Origin of the sequence: Fibrobacter intestinalis (genome assembly GCF_900167415.1) — a bacterium.
In the GTDB taxonomy this organism is placed as follows: Bacteria; Fibrobacterota; Fibrobacteria; order Fibrobacterales; family Fibrobacteraceae; genus Hallerella; species Hallerella intestinalis.
Genome location: NZ_FUWU01000027.1, coordinates 1 through 18957 on the forward strand (window position 1 = coordinate 1; position 18957 = coordinate 18957).

17 protein-coding genes and 1 tRNA gene are annotated in these 18957 nt (G+C 45.8%); 9 read left to right on the forward strand and 9 right to left on the reverse strand.

Going from position 1 to position 18957, the window contains the following annotated elements:
• The 5 genes from B5D40_RS15655 to B5D40_RS08430 form a co-directional block, all read left to right on the forward strand.
• The coding region (locus B5D40_RS15655; protein ID WP_159446924.1) for a hypothetical protein at positions 1–520 on the forward strand (520 nt) is incomplete at its 5' end.
• Between the two features lie 51 nt (positions 521–571).
• A complete protein-coding gene (locus B5D40_RS08415) occupies positions 572–1285 on the forward strand; it encodes an FISUMP domain-containing protein (protein WP_158222170.1) in 714 nt (237 codons plus the stop codon).
• A gap of 14 nt (positions 1286–1299) precedes the next feature.
• Positions 1300–1935, forward strand: coding sequence for a hypothetical protein (locus tag B5D40_RS08420; RefSeq protein ID WP_078776570.1), 636 nt, complete (start codon positions 1300–1302; stop codon positions 1933–1935).
• A 163-nt stretch (positions 1936–2098) separates the two neighbouring features.
• Positions 2099–4456, forward strand: coding sequence for a ribonuclease R family protein (locus tag B5D40_RS08425; protein ID WP_233134311.1), 2358 nt, complete (start codon positions 2099–2101; stop codon positions 4454–4456).
• Between the two features lie 3 nt (positions 4457–4459).
• Complete coding sequence (locus B5D40_RS08430; RefSeq protein ID WP_078776572.1) at positions 4460–5362, forward strand: rhamnan synthesis F family protein; 903 nt, start codon at positions 4460–4462, stop codon at positions 5360–5362.
• Here B5D40_RS08430 and B5D40_RS08435 read toward each other — a convergent pair.
• The 3 genes from B5D40_RS08435 to B5D40_RS08445 all read right to left on the reverse strand — a co-directional run bounded on the left by B5D40_RS08435 (position 5359) and on the right by B5D40_RS08445 (position 8554).
• Entirely contained in the window at positions 5359–6300 is a 942-nt protein-coding gene (locus B5D40_RS08435) for a hypothetical protein (protein ID WP_143394484.1), read from the reverse strand. The two genes, B5D40_RS08430 and B5D40_RS08435, sit on opposite strands and share 4 nt — an antisense overlap.
• Before the next feature lie 138 nt (positions 6301–6438).
• A complete protein-coding gene (locus B5D40_RS08440) occupies positions 6439–7563 on the reverse strand; it encodes a glycoside hydrolase family 9 protein (protein ID WP_233134310.1) in 1125 nt (374 codons plus the stop codon).
• Positions 7544–8554 carry a glycoside hydrolase family 9 protein gene (locus B5D40_RS08445; protein ID WP_078776575.1) on the reverse strand — a complete coding sequence of 337 codons (1011 nt, stop codon included), beginning with the start codon at positions 8552–8554 and terminating at the stop codon, positions 7544–7546. Before B5D40_RS08445 ends, B5D40_RS08440 begins: the two co-directional genes overlap by 20 nt.
• A gap of 336 nt (positions 8555–8890) precedes the next feature.
• Here B5D40_RS08445 and B5D40_RS08450 point away from each other — a divergent pair, with 336 nt between their 5' ends.
• Positions 8891–9958, forward strand: a complete 1068-nt coding sequence (locus tag B5D40_RS08450; protein WP_073304714.1) for a glucokinase — start codon at positions 8891–8893, stop codon at positions 9956–9958.
• Between the two features lie 185 nt (positions 9959–10143).
• Here B5D40_RS08450 and B5D40_RS08455 read toward each other — a convergent pair whose 3' ends face one another.
• A complete protein-coding gene (locus B5D40_RS08455) occupies positions 10144–10896 on the reverse strand; it encodes a hypothetical protein (RefSeq protein ID WP_073304712.1) in 753 nt (250 codons plus the stop codon).
• 138 nt (positions 10897–11034) lie between these two features.
• Positions 11035–11985: an aldolase catalytic domain-containing protein gene (locus tag B5D40_RS08460; protein ID WP_078776601.1), complete on the reverse strand. Its 951-nt coding sequence runs from the start codon at positions 11983–11985 to the stop codon at positions 11035–11037.
• Between the two features lie 396 nt (positions 11986–12381).
• Between B5D40_RS08460 and B5D40_RS08465 the strand changes: the two genes are divergently transcribed.
• The 3 genes from B5D40_RS08465 to B5D40_RS08475 all read left to right on the forward strand — a co-directional run bounded on the left by B5D40_RS08465 (position 12382) and on the right by B5D40_RS08475 (position 16403).
• Positions 12382–13971 (forward strand): hypothetical protein, encoded by a 1590-nt coding sequence (locus B5D40_RS08465; protein WP_078776576.1) that lies wholly within the window; start codon positions 12382–12384, stop codon positions 13969–13971.
• 18 nt (positions 13972–13989) lie between these two features.
• Complete coding sequence (locus B5D40_RS08470; protein ID WP_078776577.1) at positions 13990–14982, forward strand: Fic family protein; 993 nt, start codon at positions 13990–13992, stop codon at positions 14980–14982.
• 140 nt (positions 14983–15122) lie between these two features.
• Complete coding sequence (locus tag B5D40_RS08475; protein WP_078776578.1) at positions 15123–16403, forward strand: O-acetylhomoserine aminocarboxypropyltransferase/cysteine synthase family protein; 1281 nt, start codon at positions 15123–15125, stop codon at positions 16401–16403.
• Positions 16404–16499: 96 nt separating this feature from the next.
• Here B5D40_RS08475 and B5D40_RS08480 read toward each other — a convergent pair whose 3' ends face one another.
• From B5D40_RS08480 to B5D40_RS08500, 4 genes are all read right to left on the reverse strand, one after another.
• Positions 16500–17411, reverse strand: coding sequence for a DUF4859 domain-containing protein (locus tag B5D40_RS08480; RefSeq protein WP_078776579.1), 912 nt, complete (start codon positions 17409–17411; stop codon positions 16500–16502).
• Between the two features lie 237 nt (positions 17412–17648).
• Positions 17649–18077 carry a hypothetical protein gene (locus B5D40_RS08485; protein ID WP_144319684.1) on the reverse strand — a complete coding sequence of 143 codons (429 nt, stop codon included), beginning with the start codon at positions 18075–18077 and terminating at the stop codon, positions 17649–17651.
• A 335-nt stretch (positions 18078–18412) separates the two neighbouring features.
• Complete coding sequence (locus B5D40_RS08495) at positions 18413–18835, reverse strand: hypothetical protein (protein ID WP_078776582.1); 423 nt, start codon at positions 18833–18835, stop codon at positions 18413–18415.
• 34 nt (positions 18836–18869) lie between these two features.
• Positions 18870–18942, reverse strand: a tRNA-Met gene (locus B5D40_RS08500).
• Between the last annotated feature and the right edge of the window lie 15 nt (positions 18943–18957).

Here is an 18957-nt window from a genome sequence, read left to right on the forward strand (position 1 = left end):
TCATATTTTAGAAATCCTTGCAATATTTTCACAGGGTAGAAATCAGTTTTTCCCAATAGTTATGCGGGCTGGACGAGATTTTAAGGGAGGACTATACTATGTGTCCGTCCTTTATCCTAATACTATCCTTAATCCAGGAGAAAAAACTGTTTACGGCAACGGGGCAAAGTTTGAAATTTATCATACGGATTATTCTCAAACTTTTGATGTTGCGGATGACCCCTCGTACCATGGAATTACCGGATATGAACAGGTTAAGACCGACTCGGTCGTAATTCTAGATTTGTCAGGCAATTTGCTTTGGGGGCATGCCCCAAGTCCGATATTTGATGTTGATTATCCTATTGCTGAGAATACAGGAGAATATATTTATCGTGATGGAGAAATAATTTATGTGAATGTATCTTCTAGGGACTCCTATGTTTTACAGGTTGTAAATGCAGCAGGATTACCTATGGCGACCTTGTTCAACGGAACTTGGAATGAAGGGGAGCATGCTGTAAATATAATCCAATTTTAGTCTTTCGGCAGGATGCTATCTCATTCTTCGTCAAGGGACTCGTATTTTAACATGGCAACTATTAAAATAGAGGTAATCAAAATGAAGGTAAAACAAACTCTTTTATCAATCTCTCTTGCAGTTTTTCTAGCATCGTGTTCCGACGATAGCAACAGTTGGAGCGCGAAGGATGTTTGTCCCGAAGATGGCGTGAATGCCTACGGCATGGCGAATCGCGGAACGTTCATAGATGAACGTGATGGACAAGAATATAGATACACGACCATAGGTGATCAGGTGTGGATGGCTCAGAACTTGAACTATGTTGCAGAATATAGTGCTTGCTATGACAACAATGAATTAAATTGTGACCTTTGGGGCCGTCTTTATTCGTTGTTGGAAGATGGCCGGACATCCGGTCCGATGAATTATGCAATGGTTGATTCTATTTGCCCGACTGGATGGCATGTTCCGAGTGAACAAGAATGGACTAGAATGATTGCCGCTATAGGGAAATATAATGACAAAGAAACTGCCAAAAGATTAAAAAGTACGGAACTTTGGACTCACGAATATAGTGGCGGTAACGGAATTGATGAATGTGGTTTTCGGACTTTACCTGGGGGTGTACAGCAACCCAGTGGAAGTATACATATGTATCAAAATGCCCTATTTTTGACATCAACAATGCGAACATCAGGATTGGCGTATGCGATATTTATTGGAACGGATGTTGACGAGGTTTCCTCGTCGCATAAAAATTCAATTCGCTGTATAAAAGACTAAAAATCGAGTTGAAAATGTATAAGATCATCATATTTACGCTTGTTCTTGCAATTTCTTCATTCGCGCTTACCCTTGACCAAGTAAGAAACGACCTGAAAAAAAGTTCCTTTGCCAAGGATTCCATTGAAATGGAAATTCGAACAACCGTGAATGTAATGGGAACCTCTCAAAGCGTCTCCATTTACATTGTACAAAAAGGCTCTTCCAAAATTTACACGGAGATTAACGCCTCTTTCATGAACCAGCGAAGTATTGTGAATGGTTCTAAAATAAAAGTGATTGATCTCAAGACCAACAAGTCTCAGGTTCTTCCCTATAACGGCGAGGCCCTTGAAGCGATGAGCTACGCTCAGTTTAATCCGCTTGATGCGGGCGAATGGGGAACTCCGAAATTTGTCAGTGAAAATCTTTACTCAATAAAAGGCGGCAAGGGTTCTCTTTTCTACAACTCTAAAAAGAAACGCATTGAAAAATATGCGTCTGAAGAAGACGGCAAATCCATGCTGACTACATTTGAATATGATGTTGAAAATAACCTTAGCAGGATGATCATTGACGTTGATGCCGATGGCGTCAAAACAAGTGTTGTCACGAAAATAATAAGAATGAGAAGTTCTAAGGATTTTCCTGATGTATTGTTTGAATTTTAACGACGTATAGGATTATTGATTGCCACACCAGTTGGAAATCTGAAATTTCAACTAAAAATGGAATCCATTCTGCAAAAATCTTCCATTCTCCGTTTCTTTCTCCAAGAAAAGCTTTGCCTTTGCCCAAGCATTAACCTATTTTCTGAATGTAAGGAGATTCATTATGGAAAATTTGCCCTCTAAAGAACAGATTATCGCCGTCGTGCGCGATGAACCGATGATAGGCAGCCAACTACGCAGAGCGATGGGCATTACCAAGCACAAAAAATTGGCATTCAAACAGCTCCTCGCCGAAATGGTCAGCGAAGGTTCGCTCGCCCGAACAAGCAGCAAAGAATACACGCCGGGAACAGGAATCCCGAAAGACAAGAACGAAGCGGAAGAATTTGAAAGCCAAAGACCCGCAGCCGCCAGCCGACGAAAAGCCTCCAAAGCCGAAGAAATCCGAGTTCGCCGCGGCGTTTTAAGCCCCGACGGAAAAGACTGGTGGCAAGTCACGGAATTAGAAACCGGAAAAATCTACGAAATGGCGCACCGCAGCAAAGCGCCCGGAAAAGACGGAGAAACGATTGCGTTTACACTCTATCCGCACCCGAAATTAAAACATTCGATGCTCGCCAAAGTCGATCGTTCCGCTTCCGAAAGCGAACTTTCCTGGAAAGATGTCACCGCCCAATTTATGAAGGACGCTTCGCTTCCGTCCAAATTTTCCGATTCCATCATGGACTTCGTGAACAAGCAGAAAGAACCGACCGAAGCGGATTTAAAAAATGGGCGACTCGATTTGCGGAACCTGTACATCCTCTGCATCGACCCGGACGGTGCCATGGACCACGACGATGCCATTTCCGTGGAAAAAAGAGCTGATGGCGGATTCCATCTGGGCGTGCACATTGCGGATGTCAGCCATTATGTTCCCGAAGGCAGCGAGCTCGACGACGAAGCGATTACGCGCAGCTTTACGCAATATTTGCCGTGGACAGCCGTGCCCATGCTTCCCGATCGCCTTTCCAGCGACCTCTGCTCTTTGCATCAGGGCGTGGATCGTCTGGCATTCAGCTGCCTGATAGAACTCGACAAAGACGCCAACGTACAATCTTTTGAATTCAAAAAGAGCCTGGTGAACATTACGGCAGGCATCACTTACGGCGAAGCGGTGAAACGTCTAGAAGCCGGAGACGAACACGTCAAAGCTCTTCAGGAAGTCGCCGATCTTTTGCGAGCAAACCGGCAAGCCTCTGGAATTTTGGAACTGGGCAGCACCGAACTTGGCTGTAAATTCGACGAGAACGGCGAACCCGAAAAAATCGTTCCGAGAGAGGGCAACGAATCCGACCATTGGATTGAAGAATGTATGCTGATTGCAAACCGTTGTTGCGCACAGGAATTGCAACGCCGCCATTTGCAAGGAGTCTATCGGATTCACGAAGCACCCGATACCAAAGACATTATGGAGCTGTATTACCAGCTGCCGGACTTGTTCAAAGACAGCCCGATTTCTTTGCGGGAACTCGGCAAGCCCCGGCGTGGGGACACCAACCTGAATCCGGACGTATTTAAACTATACCAGCATCTGGTCGAACGCGCCAAAGGTGACGAAGAACTGACCGTGCGCATTCTTCGCAGTATGCAAAAAGCCCATTACGACAGCAACTGCTTTGGACACTTCGCTCTTAACTGGCAAGACTATGCGCACTTCACCAGCCCGATTCGCCGTTACGCCGATCTCTGGTGCCACCGTGAATTGTCCCGGAAGTCCCCCGCAGAAACCGACGCGAAGCGCGCTTGGGACGTGGTCGCCGTCTGCTCCGAAATTTCGGCAAACGAAGTCAAAAATCAAAAGACAGAAAGAATGTCCCTCAAAGTCTGCGCGACATGGCTCCTTCGCAAACACTTGGGCGAAGACTTCGACGCGACCGTGACAGGCATTCAGGAATGGGGCGTTTACGTTGGCGTCGATGACCCGCGCGCCGAAGGCCTTGTGCGATTCCGCGACATCGCCGGTTCCGACTATTACGTTTTCAACCCGGACAAAGGAATCGTCTATGGCAAACGCAGCGGCAAAACTTTTGCCCGTGGAGACAAAGTCAAAGTTCGACTGCTTCGGGCCAATCCTGTCCGCGGCGAAGCGGATTTTGCCATCCTTGAAAAAATTTCGGACGGTCGCCTCTCCAAAATTCCCACAAAAGACCGCGCAGAAGCTGCCGAAGAATTGGGACTGGTTTCGCAGCCCGACGAAAACGAACTCGAAAGCATCCGTCCCCGAGAACGCAAAAAAATCCGTGAAGCCTACGGCAAAGATCGGAAAGCGAACAAACGCAAATCCGACCGCGCGCCGAGTTCCCGAAATTCGGAAAAAGGCTCTCGGAAATCCCGAAATAAAAACAGCGGGTTCGACGAACGGGAAAACGCTTTTTCGGAGCGCAAAAATTCGCGGCGGAAAAAATTCACCCGAAAGAAAAATTCTACTTTCGGAAACTCCCGCCGGGATTCCGGAAAAATCCACATGAAGAAACGCTAATCCATGCCCCAGCCCTCCCCTTTGCGCAAAATCCTGTACGCCTCCTACCAAACAGGCGAATCCCTTCCGGGATATATCCGCTACGCGCTAGAAGGACTTTGCCAAACGGGATTTTCCGTGGCGTATCTGACCAATTCCCGCGACTTGGATGCTTCGGCGCACGCCTTCTTCAAATCGCATCAAATCGAATTGTTCTTTACAGAAAACCGCGGCTATGATTTTGGAATGTGGCGGCGCTACATCGCTTACACGGCCAAATTCCGCAGGGAAGAATGGGAACGCCTGGTTCTCATCAACGATTCCATTGTCTATTTTCAAAACCGCTTTGTACAGATATTCCACGCTGCCGAAAAAAATGCCGCCGACATCGTTTCCCTCACAGAAAACGACGAAATGGCTCCCCATTTGCAATCGTTTTTCCTGTATTTAAAAGCTTCGGCAATCGGCGCTTTTTGCGAACGCCTACTGAACGAACCCGACAGCGAAAGCTTTTACGAAGCAGTCGCCCAAAAAGAAGTGGGATTCAGCGTGGCCATGCGAAAGCTGGGATTTTCCTTGGAAGCGTTAATCCACACGGAACGTCCCGTGCTATTTTCTTACCCGGAGCTCATCGCCGACAAGCGCGGCTTTGTCAAACGGAAACTTCTGCAAAAAAGATGGACACGCGGCGAAGCCTATTTCTTTTGGGATGGCAACGCCGAAACCGCCCTCTTGACGGATTATGAAAAGTGGATTCGAGAAAAAGGTTCTCCCGACAGCGATTTTGACCTCCGCTGGCTCAATGAATCCAAACATCCGCTTCGCCAAAAAATAGCGGACAAATTTCGATTCGCCTATTACAAATTCCGTTGGCGGCTCCATTGCCTAAAACGAAAACGGCAGGAGCGTCAAAACGCCAGACTTTAACTGATGCGGATTTTTTCTGCGTCGGCTTTCACCTTGACGCGAACGGTAAGGCAATCGGCAAGATGCATTTCCGTTAAAAAGGCTTTTAAGATTTCATATTCGCCAGCCGCTTCCAAGACCGCAAAATCTCTTTCAAAGATGCGGAACATTTTTTCGGCTTCGGCGACGCGCTCTTCAGAAACAGCAAACAGTTCAACCATATTGATGGCGTACAGCTTTTTAAAAAGGAATGCTGGCAGAACGAAAAGCGTCCGGAACCAATCCGAAACGGTCTGCGATTTTTGGGGCTTGGCATTTTGCTGCGCCACCACATTGATATAAGTCCGAATTTCCTTTCCCATAGCGTGAATTTGCAACGGGCGAAATCTCTTCGACTTGTAAATTTTCGCATCGGCTATCATATCCAACGAACCGCGTACAAAAAAATCAAAAAAATCGGAATAGAGCGAGTAGCCGATGGAATTTAAAACTTCCTGCTGGGATTCGGGAACTATCTGCTTCAGCTCTTCCCGAAATTTGCCCACAGCCCGGGAAAAATTTTCTTCGGTAGAACAAATTTCATATTCTTTCCCGCAAAGAATCGCTTGATGCCGCATTTCAAAACGAACAAGTTCCCGCAATCTTTTATACGCATCCCCATTTTCTTCGGGTTCGGGAAATTTTTCCCCGAATTTCTTTTCTGCGTCATCGATCATTTGATCTATTGAAGAATCATAATCCGTCGATGCACAAATTTTTTGCGAAGAGGCGAATAAAAATTTCAACAGACGATTGTAGCATTCTTCGGAATGCGTATCGGTATGCTTAAAATGCAGCAAACCGTCCAATGCGGAATCAAAGGAATTTTCAAAATCGCCCTTTTCGGCAAAAGTCTCCGCCGCTTGGCAACTCGCCTCTAAATCCCATTCTTTTTCGGCACACTCAAAGTTTTCCATCATCCTCTTCGCCATTTTAAAACGCCGATTCCATACCGGCGAATGTTCCGAAAATATAGGATAATTTTTGAGCGGAATCGGTTTTGAAGCCGATTCCCAAAGCGTTCCGTTTCCAAGCAAAAGCGCGATTTCATCCGCGGATTACGGAATGCGCATCCCTTTCAAATCAAAACGCTTGCCATTCTTTTCCACAAAGACTTTTTCTCCGTTAAAGTAGAGACGAACAGGCTGCTTGTTTACTTTTGAATTCGCCAAAACGGTCTTCAGCGCGGTGCTTCCTTCGGCAAAATCCGGCTTATGCCCGCTATTCAAAGCTTCGATAGCGCCAGCCAAATAAGCAAAGGGCGCATTCCAATTGATGGCCACTTCATTCGAAGCATAGCTGCAGCGGTTATCTACATAAGACGTCGCCGGAAATCCCGTCCGATAATCGGAACATTCCCAACTTTCCGACCCGATATCTTCGCCACCCGGCTGAGGGCCGCCCACCAGCATTCCCGGCACAGGGGCCGCAATTTTATCGGCGGTGCTCGGACGGTGATGCGGATACTTCGGCGATACGGTTCCAAATCCCGTCAAGAACGACAGATTCAAAGGATTCTTGCCCAACAGATAATCCAAAACCTTTCGAGCCGCATCGTAATATTTCTTCTCGCCCGTCAAATAGTAAGCATACAAAAGCCAGACGCCCTGATTTGCCGCCACCGCATTGGAACCCCACACAAAATCCCGCTCGTCCATGACAACGCCAAAACCGGAATTCGCCCTATCCACAAAGGCATCGCTTTTTTCCAAAAGGACTTGCCTTGCCGAAAGCGCCGTATTCCCCATTTCCGCTTCATGAGTCGCCGCGCCATAAATCGCAAGTCCAGACACGTCGCCCCAATTCGGCACGTTGCCTTCATTTACATTTTGCTTGTAAGAAGCGTCACCCGTCGAAATAAAAATCTCCGTTCCGGCAAAAAGTTTTTCATCATCAAAATTGCCGTCACCATATTCCCCCGTCGAAACGTCCGAAGGATTATGGAAAGCGGCATCCGAATTTTGCACTCCCCAAGCATACGCCTTTTTTGCCGCCTCCAGACATTGAACAACAAAAGCCTCATCCAATTTTTTATAAACCCGATAAGCCGCCGCCATCACTCCCGCAAAATCAAAAGATGCCGCAGTTCCCTTTCCAATCACATAAAGGGCCGACTTGTCGCTGCTGGGCATCACATCGCCAGGAAAACTTAAAGAAGTCAATTTATAAAAGTTTTTCATCATCAAAATTGCCGTCACCATATTCCCCCGTCGAAACGTCCGAAGGATTATGGAAAGCGGCATCCGAATTTTGCACTCCCCAAGCATACGCCTTTTTTGCCGCCTCCAGACATTGAACAACAAAAGCCTCATCCAATTTTTTATAAACCCGATAAGCCGCCGCCATCACTCCCGCAAAATCAAAAGATGCCGCAGTTCCCTTTCCAATCACATAAAGGGCCGACTTGTCGCTGCTGGGCATCACATCGCCAGGAAAACTTAAAGAAGTCAATTTATGATAGACTCCGCCGTCCGCCGCCTGCATCGAAAGCATCCAATCCAAATTGTATTTGATTTCGGCGAGCAAATCGGGCAAAGCGCCATCCGCCGGAATGTTCCATTTCAACGTGCCAAAATAAGTCGGAAAATGTTCATACAAAGAAAGCAGCGTGTAGGTCGTAATGCCGGAATTCACAATGTAGCGACCGTAATCGCCCGCATCATACCAGCCTTTCAAAGATTGGATGGTTCCGGACTCCCCTGTAGAACTGTGTAAAGAAATGCTGCCCGTCGTATGCCCCGCAGACCGCTTCCACTGCCCCGCATAAGTTTCTTCCAAAGCCATAGACGCCCGCTGATAATAATACCACTTGAGCGAAGCTTTCAAAACTTCTTCAAAAGTATCATCGACTATTTTCAAATCGCTACGAACAATCTGGCCGCCAATTTGAATGGAATACGTTCCCGGCTGTTTCAATTCCGAAAAATCCACCCGCTGCACATTTTGCCCACTCGGCGCCCAATAAGAAACTTCCGAAGGCACAGCACTCAACACCACCTGTCCTGACGCATCCAGAATTTTCACTGTGCCAGAAGCATCTGCAATAGTGAACTCCTTAGCATCGTTGGAACGGTAACCGATTTGATTAATAAAAGCGGTCGCTCCAAAAGCCGAAGAAACCGCAAGCAGAGAAGCTACCGAAATCGGCGCACAACGTTTAACAGAAAAAATCATAACAGCCTCCTTTTGAGGGGAACGTTTTTAAAATAATCCCACATCCCCGTATGGAATCCAAGCGAAGCCCAAATTTGTTTACGAACGTGTCCAGCATAACAGATTCCCCTTGTGGCAAGAATCAAAAATCGATTCAAAGCCGGAATCGTTCCCAAAAAGGCAGCGGCGAATTTCAGAAAGTTCCTTCCATTCTAAATTTTAGATATATTACTTTCAGGCGATTTTAAAAACAACTTTGAAAAAATCGAAAGAGACCAAGCGATGCTTCGACAAGCTCTGCGACCGATTTTTTGAAAATGAATTTTTAGAAGCGGCCTTTAACATGATGGAGTTTTTATGGACTTAAAATGGTGCAATCCCGAAGCGGAATTTGAACGACTGGTCTTGGCAATCGATGTGGGCGGAACCAACACAAACATTGGACTTGTCGCCTATAAAGAAGGAAAATTCACTCTGGTTTTAAAAGCGGACTACGCTTCTGGGAATCTTTCCGGTCTAGAAGCCCCGATTACGGAAACCCTTCACATTGCCGCCGAAAAACGCGCGGACTTGAAACCCAGCCATTGTTGCATCAGTGCCGCCGGGCCCGTTTCCGAAAATCGCTGCGTCATGACAAATCTCTCCTGGCGCGTGGACGGAAACGAACTCACCACAAAACTCGGCATTCCCGTTCTGGTCGTCAATGATTTTGTCGCCATCAGCTACGGCATTCCGACTTTGAACGTAAACGATTCGGAACAGATTTACAAAATGCCCCATTTAGACGGCACCACTCCCGATTCCAAGCCTTCCACAAAAGCGGTCATCGGACCGGGAACCGGAATGGGCGTATCCTTTTTGGTTTTCGACGGGAAAAAATACATCCCGGCAAGTTCCGAAGGCGGGCATATCTCATTTGCGCCGTTCGACAAAGATTCCCAGGATTTCAGAGACTACATGCAAAAGCGCATCGGCCAAGTTCCCGGCGTAGAACCGCTCTGCGCAGGGCAAGGGCTTGCGCACCTGTATGAATGGTGGCGCGACACCCGCGGCATTCCGGACAACGACGCCTTCCGGAAAATTGAAGCGACCGATTGGAGCGACCGCCCCAAATACATCAGCCGGGCAAGCGATACCGATCCCGTCGCCGCAGAAATGATGACTCTCTGGGTCAAAATGCTCGCCCGTTACGCCAGCGACGTCTGCGCCATGCTCTTGCCTTTCGGCGGATTCTACCTTGCCGGCGGAGCCATGCAAAAAGATTTGCGCTGGCTCATCAAAGAAAACCTGTTCATGAAATATTTTGAACAAAATTACAACCCGAACATCTTGCCGCTTTTGAAGAAAATGCCGATCTATGTCATCAAGGATTACAGCATCAGTTTATACGGCGCAGCAAACGCCAGCGTAAACCTGCAAAATTAACATTCCCAAAAAGAAAAGCTCGACAATTTTTTGCCGGGCTTTCTTGTTTTTAAACCCATAGCGTTGCCCGCCTGCGGCGTGCCGTGCCCTCGCGTTATCGCCGCACATTCTGCGCGCCGTCCGTTCAGCCAGCCTTCGGCGAGTCCGAACCCGTCCGGGCTTCGGTCACTAACGCCATTTCAAAATCAAAATTCTTTCAACACGCCCAATGCGCGCTCAATGGTCTCCCGCCCAATCCCGAAAATCGCATTCAACTTTTCGATTCGCTCCGACGGAGCAATTTGTTCCAAACGCGAACCGTTCTTATCACGAACAAGCAAGTTTCCTTTTTGATAATAATACTGGATGCCGTTTTTTCTATCGAGTTTGTTCAACACCGGATAAGTCATCATTTCCTTATCAAACGATGCGCTCCAGTGTTTTTGAAATTCCTGTTCGCCAACTCCCCGAATATCAAATTCAAAACGCAATTTCAGCGGTCCCTTGGCAGAACCCGTGAAAAGCCCGAGAACGCCGTTAAAAAGTTCCAAGCGCACCGCATTCGGAACCAGCGGGAAAAATGCCTGCGTCTTTTGCATCGGAATTTCGGCAGGGATTTCCAACGGATCAAAAATCAAATAGCCGGGATCCAACAGATAGCGCTTTTCGGAAAGCGGCAAAAGCAATGCGCAGTGCACATTCTTTTCAATACGCTTGTCGCCCATCAAAAGTTTCGGCTTGTATCCCATGCGAAGAAGTTCCTGATATAAATGCCAGGTCAAACTGAAGCACGTTCCGCCGCCCATCCAGGCGTCCAAATCATTTTCATAACTGTCGTCCAATTTGCGTGCCGCATCAGCGCTTTTCGCTTGAGAATAGCGGATGATTTTTGTCAGATTTTCGTAGGTGACATGAGAAACGCGTTCACAGAGATCGAGAATTTCTTTTTGCATAGCCATTTCGATAAAGTCCAATATCCAAGTCAAATTTATTATTTTCAACGAAATCCATTTTAGCTTTATCGAGAGCGGTCAATAGCCAAAATTCCGTGAATTTAAAAAGCCGCTTTGCAGCGGCTTCGTTTTCCTTTTCAACTGTTAGATGTTCAATTCGTTCATCATCATTTCGTAGAACTTTCGATACATATCCTTTTCCGGTCCCTTGCGGAAATCGATCGCCGAAGACGGATGCAAGTTCAAAGAACCCGTAATCATTTGCGGAATGATATAGCCCCATTCGTATTTCTGGCGAAGCGGCACAAACAATTCCGTAATCGCATCCAATACGGGACGCACATCGTATTTGGGATTCTTTAAGAAACTCAAAAGAAGTTCCGTTGTGCAGTTTCCCGCGCCGCGACCCATTCCCGTTACCGTGCAATCCAGATAATCCACATGATTGATAATCGCCTGAATCGTATTGCCGAAAGCGAGCTGCTGGTTGTTATGCCCGTGGAATCCGAACTTTTTCGTTTTTACGTGTTCCCGGTAGCGTTTCACGGACTGGTCAATGTCTTCCTGATAGAAATGTCCAAAGGAGTCCACCAGATAAAGGACGTCCGCCTTGCACTCGTTTTCCACCTGGTCAAGCGCTTCATCGAGTTCCGGACCGCGATCGCGACTGACAGCCATAATATTCAAGGTCGTTTCATAGCCCATATCATGGAAGGTGTTCACCAAGTCGATGCCCTTGTCGATATTCTTCACGTAGCTCGCCACGCGGAACATCTGGTATGGAGATTCGGAAGCGGGTTTGATCGCTTTCAAATTGACACGGCCGACATCCGCCATCACGGCAAATTTCACAGAGCTTTCAATGCCGTCGCGCACTTTCCAAAGCAAATCGTCATCGCAGAACTTCCACGGACCGTAATCTTTCGGGTCAAAAAGATCGGGAGAATTTTTGTAGCCCATTTCCATGTAGTCCACGCCGGCAACGGTCAAAAGCTGATAAAGGCGACGGACAAATTCCAAACTGAAATCGTGCTTGTTTACAAGGCCACCATCACGGATGGTGCAATCGAGAACTTTAATAGAAGGATAGTACATTTGAATTCCTTTTCCCGCCATGCGGGATTTCTATGACAACGGAAAGATAAATCGCTTTTGGGCAAAATCCAATAGGTGATTCAAAGATTTTCCAAAATTCTTTATTTTATACGCAATTTGTGCGTAGAATGACTAAATATTTCAAATTTTATTAAAATTTAGCCAATCTTGTTTTTTTGCAAAAAAACAATTCAGACATTCAGAAGAGCTTCAACAGCTTTTCCTCTCACTATTTTCAAAAGAAATTTTATTTAGTCAATGTTTTATATTTGTTTTCAACGCAAAATTTGCGTTGAAAATACACAAACAACCGATGCTACTCTAGGTAAATAGTTTTAAATTTAAACGGAAAGTTGACAACAACTTTAGCCATCCCAGCTAGAAAGGAAGCCCTCCATGAAAGCGACAAAATTTTGCAAGCAAGCGGCTATTCTCCTCTCCATTTTCGCCCTGAACGCCTGTTTCGACAGCGGCTCCGCAACAGGAAACGTTCCTGCGGATTCCGATACAGCGATGGAATGTACAGCTAAAAAAATAGAGGGAGGCTCCGATTTTGAATTTATCTGCAACGGAACGGTCGTAGGCTCCATCGGGAATCTTGCGGAAAGCTCCTGCAAGTTCGAGGAACTCGGCGACAGTACAGGCTATGAAATCATCTGCGGAAGCGATACGCTCGGCACTTTCTATGGTTCGCTTGCGGACACGATTCCCACAACCGATTCGACGACGGCGAATCCCGCCAAATGCTCGGAAGGGGATCTTTTCCTACAGGCAACCACCGCAAAAAAATACGTCTGTTTCCATGAAACGTGGAAAGCGGCGGACTCGCTGGATGTCCTCACCATTTGGGCATACGACACCTACGGAATTGCTTGCAACGATTCGAACAAGGGGGAAATTATCCAAGGAAAAATCTCCGGGCTGGACAAGGTTTGCAAATCGAGCGGTTGGGCAAGCCCCAATCAAGCGGATTACGCGATGGAAGGTCAAAAATGCACTGCGGAAAACGAGGGAAAAATAGAGGAGAGTAAAATTTCCGAAGAATATTACAAATGCGAGAACGGTTCCTGGATTCAATCTTACAGACTGGACTACGATACGCAAGATAAAACATGCGACGAATCGAACGAGGGCGAAATAATCGAAGTAAATCACTACAAATCTTGCGTTCACTATATCACTTCGACAAATTACTACAAATGCAGCCAAAACAATTGGCAATATTTGTCTTTGCTAGAAAGGGACATCTACGAGGGAATGATCTGCGATTCTTCGAACATCGGGAAAATGGAAATTGGCCCTTACAGCAACATCGCCTATGTATGCCAGAAAAACGGATGGGAAGAACTCGTTTCCGAAATGTCCTGGTACGGCAACGCCAGTGAATTCCGAGTAAAGACGGAATACAACCAGTACAGTGAAAACGCTGGTGGATGGTTCGTGTACTCGGACAGCTCTCTCGGAGGAAATTCAAGAATCAAATGGCCGGTGGAAACCGGGAACGAATACGATGACAAGGCTCTGGATCCGGTTATCGAGCATTGCAATGGTCTTTGCGGCGAATTCGTTCTGGGCGACTCTTTGCATTTTAACGACAGCAGCTATCAAAAACCTTTCATCGGCGTCGGATTCAACGTCACGGACAGCGATACCGTCGGCGGGGATATTACCGGTTGGGGCGGAATCAGCATCGCCTACAGCGGTCCGGCAGCAATCATTGAATTAGTCCCTGAAAATGAAAAAAACTATCTGGAAAGCGACAACTATTTTGCAAATATCCCCCGTCAGGGCAGCATAAACGCCATAAAAATTTCTTGGAACGATTTTAACTCTTGGGCGAGCCTTGATAGTCAAACAGAAGTTCCCCTGAACGAATTTTTGAAAAAAGTCGTCGCCATCAGAATCTACACACAACTCGAACCGGGATCCATCGAATCTTTCAAAATCATGGCCATCGGCTCCTACAACACACCGGTTTATTATTAGGTATATTGTTCAGCGAAAATGCTCTATATTTACCAATATCCCGATTGGACAAAATTCCGTTACAAGCAAAAGGTAACCACTTCGCTTGGGCGCGTCCGGATGGCACAAGGTTATTTGACGGGAATCGCTTCCCTGGCTCTGGACAAGTGCGACGCAGAGGAATGTTCCCGCAGGGATTTGGCGGCATCCTTCGAAGCGGAATCGGCAGAACTTTCAAAAAAAGCTTTCGATACCTTCATGGGGGCTTCCCGGAATTTTCAAAAAGAAATCTCCGAAGAAAACCTGCTCGAATGGCACGCAGCCTGCATAAAAGGCGGCGGGCATTTTAGGACTTCTGAAAGCGCGGAACCCGGAGTGGAACCGGAGCGCATCGCAAAGGAAATTTCCCTTTTTCTGAAATTTTTCAATGCGGCAGAAATGGACTATGTATTAAAAGCGGCCATCGCGCATTTCTGGTTTCTCACCATCTGCCCTTTTGAAAAAGGGAACAAAGCTATTGCCGGACTTCTTTCCGACATCCAACTTTCCCGTAGCGAAAATTCGCACAATCGGTTTTACTCCCTGTTTTCCGAACTATTGAAAAATCCTGCGGATTATGCCGAAAAACTTTTAAAAGTTCAGCAAGGGGACGGGGAAATTACAGAATGGCTTTTGTGGTTCATCGAAAAATTAAATGCCGCTATAGAGTGCGCCACCAATCATTTTTCGCCACAATTTTCAGAGGCGGCAATGTCGCTATCCATTGAAGGAATTGCTCTTTCCGACCGTAAAATGCGCCTCTTGAAAATTTTGCGCCAAGACAACGGTTTCCTGCAAAACTCTTCTGTGGAAATTTCCTCATCGGAATGGGCAAAACTATCCGGCATTTCGCACGATTCCGCCTTACGCGATTTGATGGACCTCGTTGAAAAAGGAATCCTCAAAAAAACAAAGGCAAAAGGCCGCAGCACCAGATATCGGCTGGTCGGTATTTCTAGCCAAGATGAAAAAAAGGAATTTATATACAAATGAATCCTTGGAGGCCTGGAATTTCCGCTTCTCCAAGTTGCTTCAGTCCCAACATCCCCTAAATTGCCTTGTATATTTCAAATCGGCTTCCTATACAATTTTCAATTTTTTATTTTATTTCGGCATTTACAAAAGGATTCAATATGAAACTGAACAAAGAAACCCTATGCGTTCAATCCGGATGGACTCCGAAAAAAGGAGAATCCCGGATTCTTCCGATTTACCAGAGCACGACTTTTAAATACGATACCAGCGCGCAGATGGCGGACCTTTTTGACTTGAAAGCGGACGGCTATTTTTACACTCGCCTTCAAAATCCGACCAATGATGCCGTCGCTGCCAAAATTGCGGCACTCGAAGGCGGTGTTGCCGCGATGCTCACCAGTTCCGGTCAAGCGGCAAATTTCTACGCTATTTTCAACATCTGCGAAGCCGGCGATCATTTTGTGAGTTCCTCTGCAATTTACGGCGGCACTTACAACCTCTTTTCCGTCACGATGAAGAAATTGGGAATTGAAGTCACCTTTATTGATCCCGATGCTTCCGAAGAAGAAATCGACAAAGCTTTCCGACCGAATACAAAAGCCTTGTTCGGAGAAACCATTTCGAATCCGACCTGCCACGTCACCGACATTCGAAAATTTGCCGACATCGCCCACAAGCACGGTGTTCCTTTTATCATCGACAATACATTTGCCACGCCGGTTCTCTGCCGTCCGTTTGAATTCGGAGCGGACATCGTCACGCATTCCACTACCAAATACATGGATGGGCACGCAATGACTGTAGGCGGTTGCATCGTGGATAGCGGTCGTTTCGATTGGTCTGCGCATGCCGACAAATTTCCCGGCATGACTGAACCCGATCCCTCTTATCACGGACTCGCCTACAGCAAAGCTTTTGGAGAAAAGGGTTATATCGTCAAAGCGACCGCCCAGCTGATGCGCGATTTGGGAAGCATTCAGGCTCCCATGAATTCCTTCCTCTTGAATATCGGTTTGGAAACGCTGGCTCTCCGCATGCCAAAACACTGCGAAAACGCCATCAAAATTGCTCAATTTTTAAGCAGCCATCCCAAAGTGGCGTGGGTCAATTATGCAGGCCTTGAAAAAGACCCTTATCACGCTCTTGCCAAGAAACAATTCGACGGCGGCCTCCCCTGTGGCGTCATGGCGTTCGGAATCAAAGGCGGGCGGGAAGAATCCATAAAATTTATGGACTCACTGAAATTGATAGCCATCGTAACCCACGTGGCCGACGCGCGCTCTTGCGTTCTTCATCCGGCAAGCCATACCCATCGCCAGCTTTCCGACGAGCAGCTTTTGGAAGCCGGCATTCGCCCGGATTTAATCCGGCTTTCCGTGGGCATTGAAAATGCGGACGACTTGATTGCCGACTTGACGCAAGCCTTCGAAAAAATCTAAAATGGAAATCAACTGATGAACAAAAACGCAGGCGTAAAAGTCTGCGTTTTTTCAAATTTAAAATTGCCAATTCCCGATAAAAATCCGCTTTAAAATTCAGCGCAGATAATGCAAAGATTCTGTGATGGCTATTTTCCCATCGATTCGCAAAACCGCCCGATAGACTCCATTTTTTAAAGAGCGCATTTCAGAAGAAACACCCGCAGAATACGGATGGCGAATACCGACTTTCAGATTTCCATTCAAATCGTAAATGTTCAACACCGCGTTTCGTTTCTGCAAAAACATAAAAATATTTTCATGTAAGAACATTCTCTTTGCAAAAATGCGTTTCTGTCCAGAAATTTCAAAAGGCTGTGCCAATGTTTCTGTCGGTTCCGGCAAAACGATGGAAACTTGAAAAGAAAGAATCGCTTTCTTTGCGCCATAGGAAAATCCCTGGCGGAAAGAATAGATATCGCCTGTTTGCACTCGGGACGGATAATGTCCAATTTTAGCTTTCGCTGAAACAAGATCTATTTCCGAAAAAATTCTGGCTTTTTCATTTTCCCATGAAGTGCTGTAGCCCAAAGAATCAAACCAGTTTCCAAGTTCTGTCGCCGTCGAAATAAAATCATTGGTATTGTCCGGATTCAAAACAAAATACGAAAGGCCGTTATCCAATAAATTTGCCATTTCCGAAGAAGCAAATCCCAAAAAATCAAAAATTTCATTTTCCAACGCAACTTCAACCGTTCCATAAGAGGAATCCAACGGCAATGAAACCGCATAGATAAATTCTTTTTGTTCCATTTGGATACTGCTACTCGAAGAGACCTCACTGCTTGATGAAAGCATAGAGCTTGAAGAAGTGACGCTGCTGGACGATAGCGTAGAACTCGAAGAATTTTTTGGCGGACATTCCTCTAAAACAGCATTGCCGACGGTAAAACAGATGTAGCCGTTTTTTTCCGTGATATGGGAAATTTTGTTATAAATTTTATTTCCGCTCCAGTTGTAAAGTTCCATCGCTATTTTTTACATAAGAATCCAATGACGTCAGCTCTCCAGCATTATAGGCAGCATTCAATACGGCTTCCATGACATTCACATCATTTCCGCTAGGCGTCCCGTTATAATCATAAGGTCCAATAACCTGAAACGTGGGTTTAAAAATACCGCCAGATTGCCGAATATAATAATCCCGGACACTTCCAAAATGCGAGTTGTCGTCCAGAATTTCAAGCTATGATTTACCAAAACCATTCAAAAAGTTTGCTCCCCTTTTGTCCAACTTTCTGCCGAAGGTTTCCGGAGCACTCCTTTGTCTGTTTTCAGAAAACTTCCATAAGGCCGCCGCGAACGTTTTTCCATTTTTTCTTGCAGATAAATTTTTCGTACTTCCGTTTTATTTATTCCATTTAAAAATTTTTGTATAGCGGCATCCCGTTTATCAGAAGCTTTTATCCCGGAATTTTCTCCTTGCGAATTGGCAAAGCACAAATCTTTATCGCAAAAAACCAGAATATATCCATCTAAAGTTTCTTTATAATGTTCAAATTCATCGCCACGTTGATAAAATGTCAGCGTATCGCCATTAGATTGTATATGCTGCATGGGAAAAGGGGGCATCGGCTTTGCCAAAGAAAAAGAAACACAGCCGAAGAAAACAGCAAACCAAATCCATTTATGCATAAAAATACTCCTCATCGGAAAAATTATATGCGAAAAAAGGAAAATGATTTTTATTTTCAAATTTTCTGTGTTGAATCCGTGCAAAAAAAATTCACTAATCCAAAAAATGGGAATTTATACAGTCCTCCACTAGATATTCACAATTAAATTTTTTCAAACATGAACTTCTTTTCGCAAGGAAAACTCAATTTTCAGTTCCAACTAACCACTGATCACGCTTCGACAAACTCAGCGACCGCCGATTAGTGAGCTTGTCGAACTAATCGAAGGGCACGGTCTACTAGCTTATTTCAGCAAACGATTTTTTGAAAATAATTTTGAAAAATGACTCGTACTCAATTCAGTACGATTCCCGCTTTAGCAAAAATTTCCATATTGCTGGAATCTTTTACGGCGACTTCTGTAATCCAGTTAAATTCTGCAATTCCGGCAAGCCCCATTCGGCTGCAAACCTGATTTCTAGCCTCTCCGTAATTTTGAAGAATTTTCACTTTTTCTTCACCTTGCGCCTGATCAATTTTAGAAGACCATTCTTCACCCAAAATCACTAGTGCAGCACTTGCATTTGCATATTGCTGGGCTTTTTTTTCGTCAATGGCACTCGACGCAGGCGCAGAAAATGTGGGAACAGAAACGGGAGCGGCTACATTCTGAGAACTTTTGGTAGGAAGAGTCGGCGTCAAATTGGCATTTTCATCTTCCCCGCAGCCAATACAAAAAAAGGAAGAAATCAACAAGAACAAGAAAGCAAAACGCATTTTATTCACATTAAATTCCTTCGCTTAAAAATAATAGCGGTTTGTGGGGTCGAACCACAGACACACGGATTATGATTCCGTTGCTCTACCGACTGAGCTAAACCGCCAGATGCCACCTAATT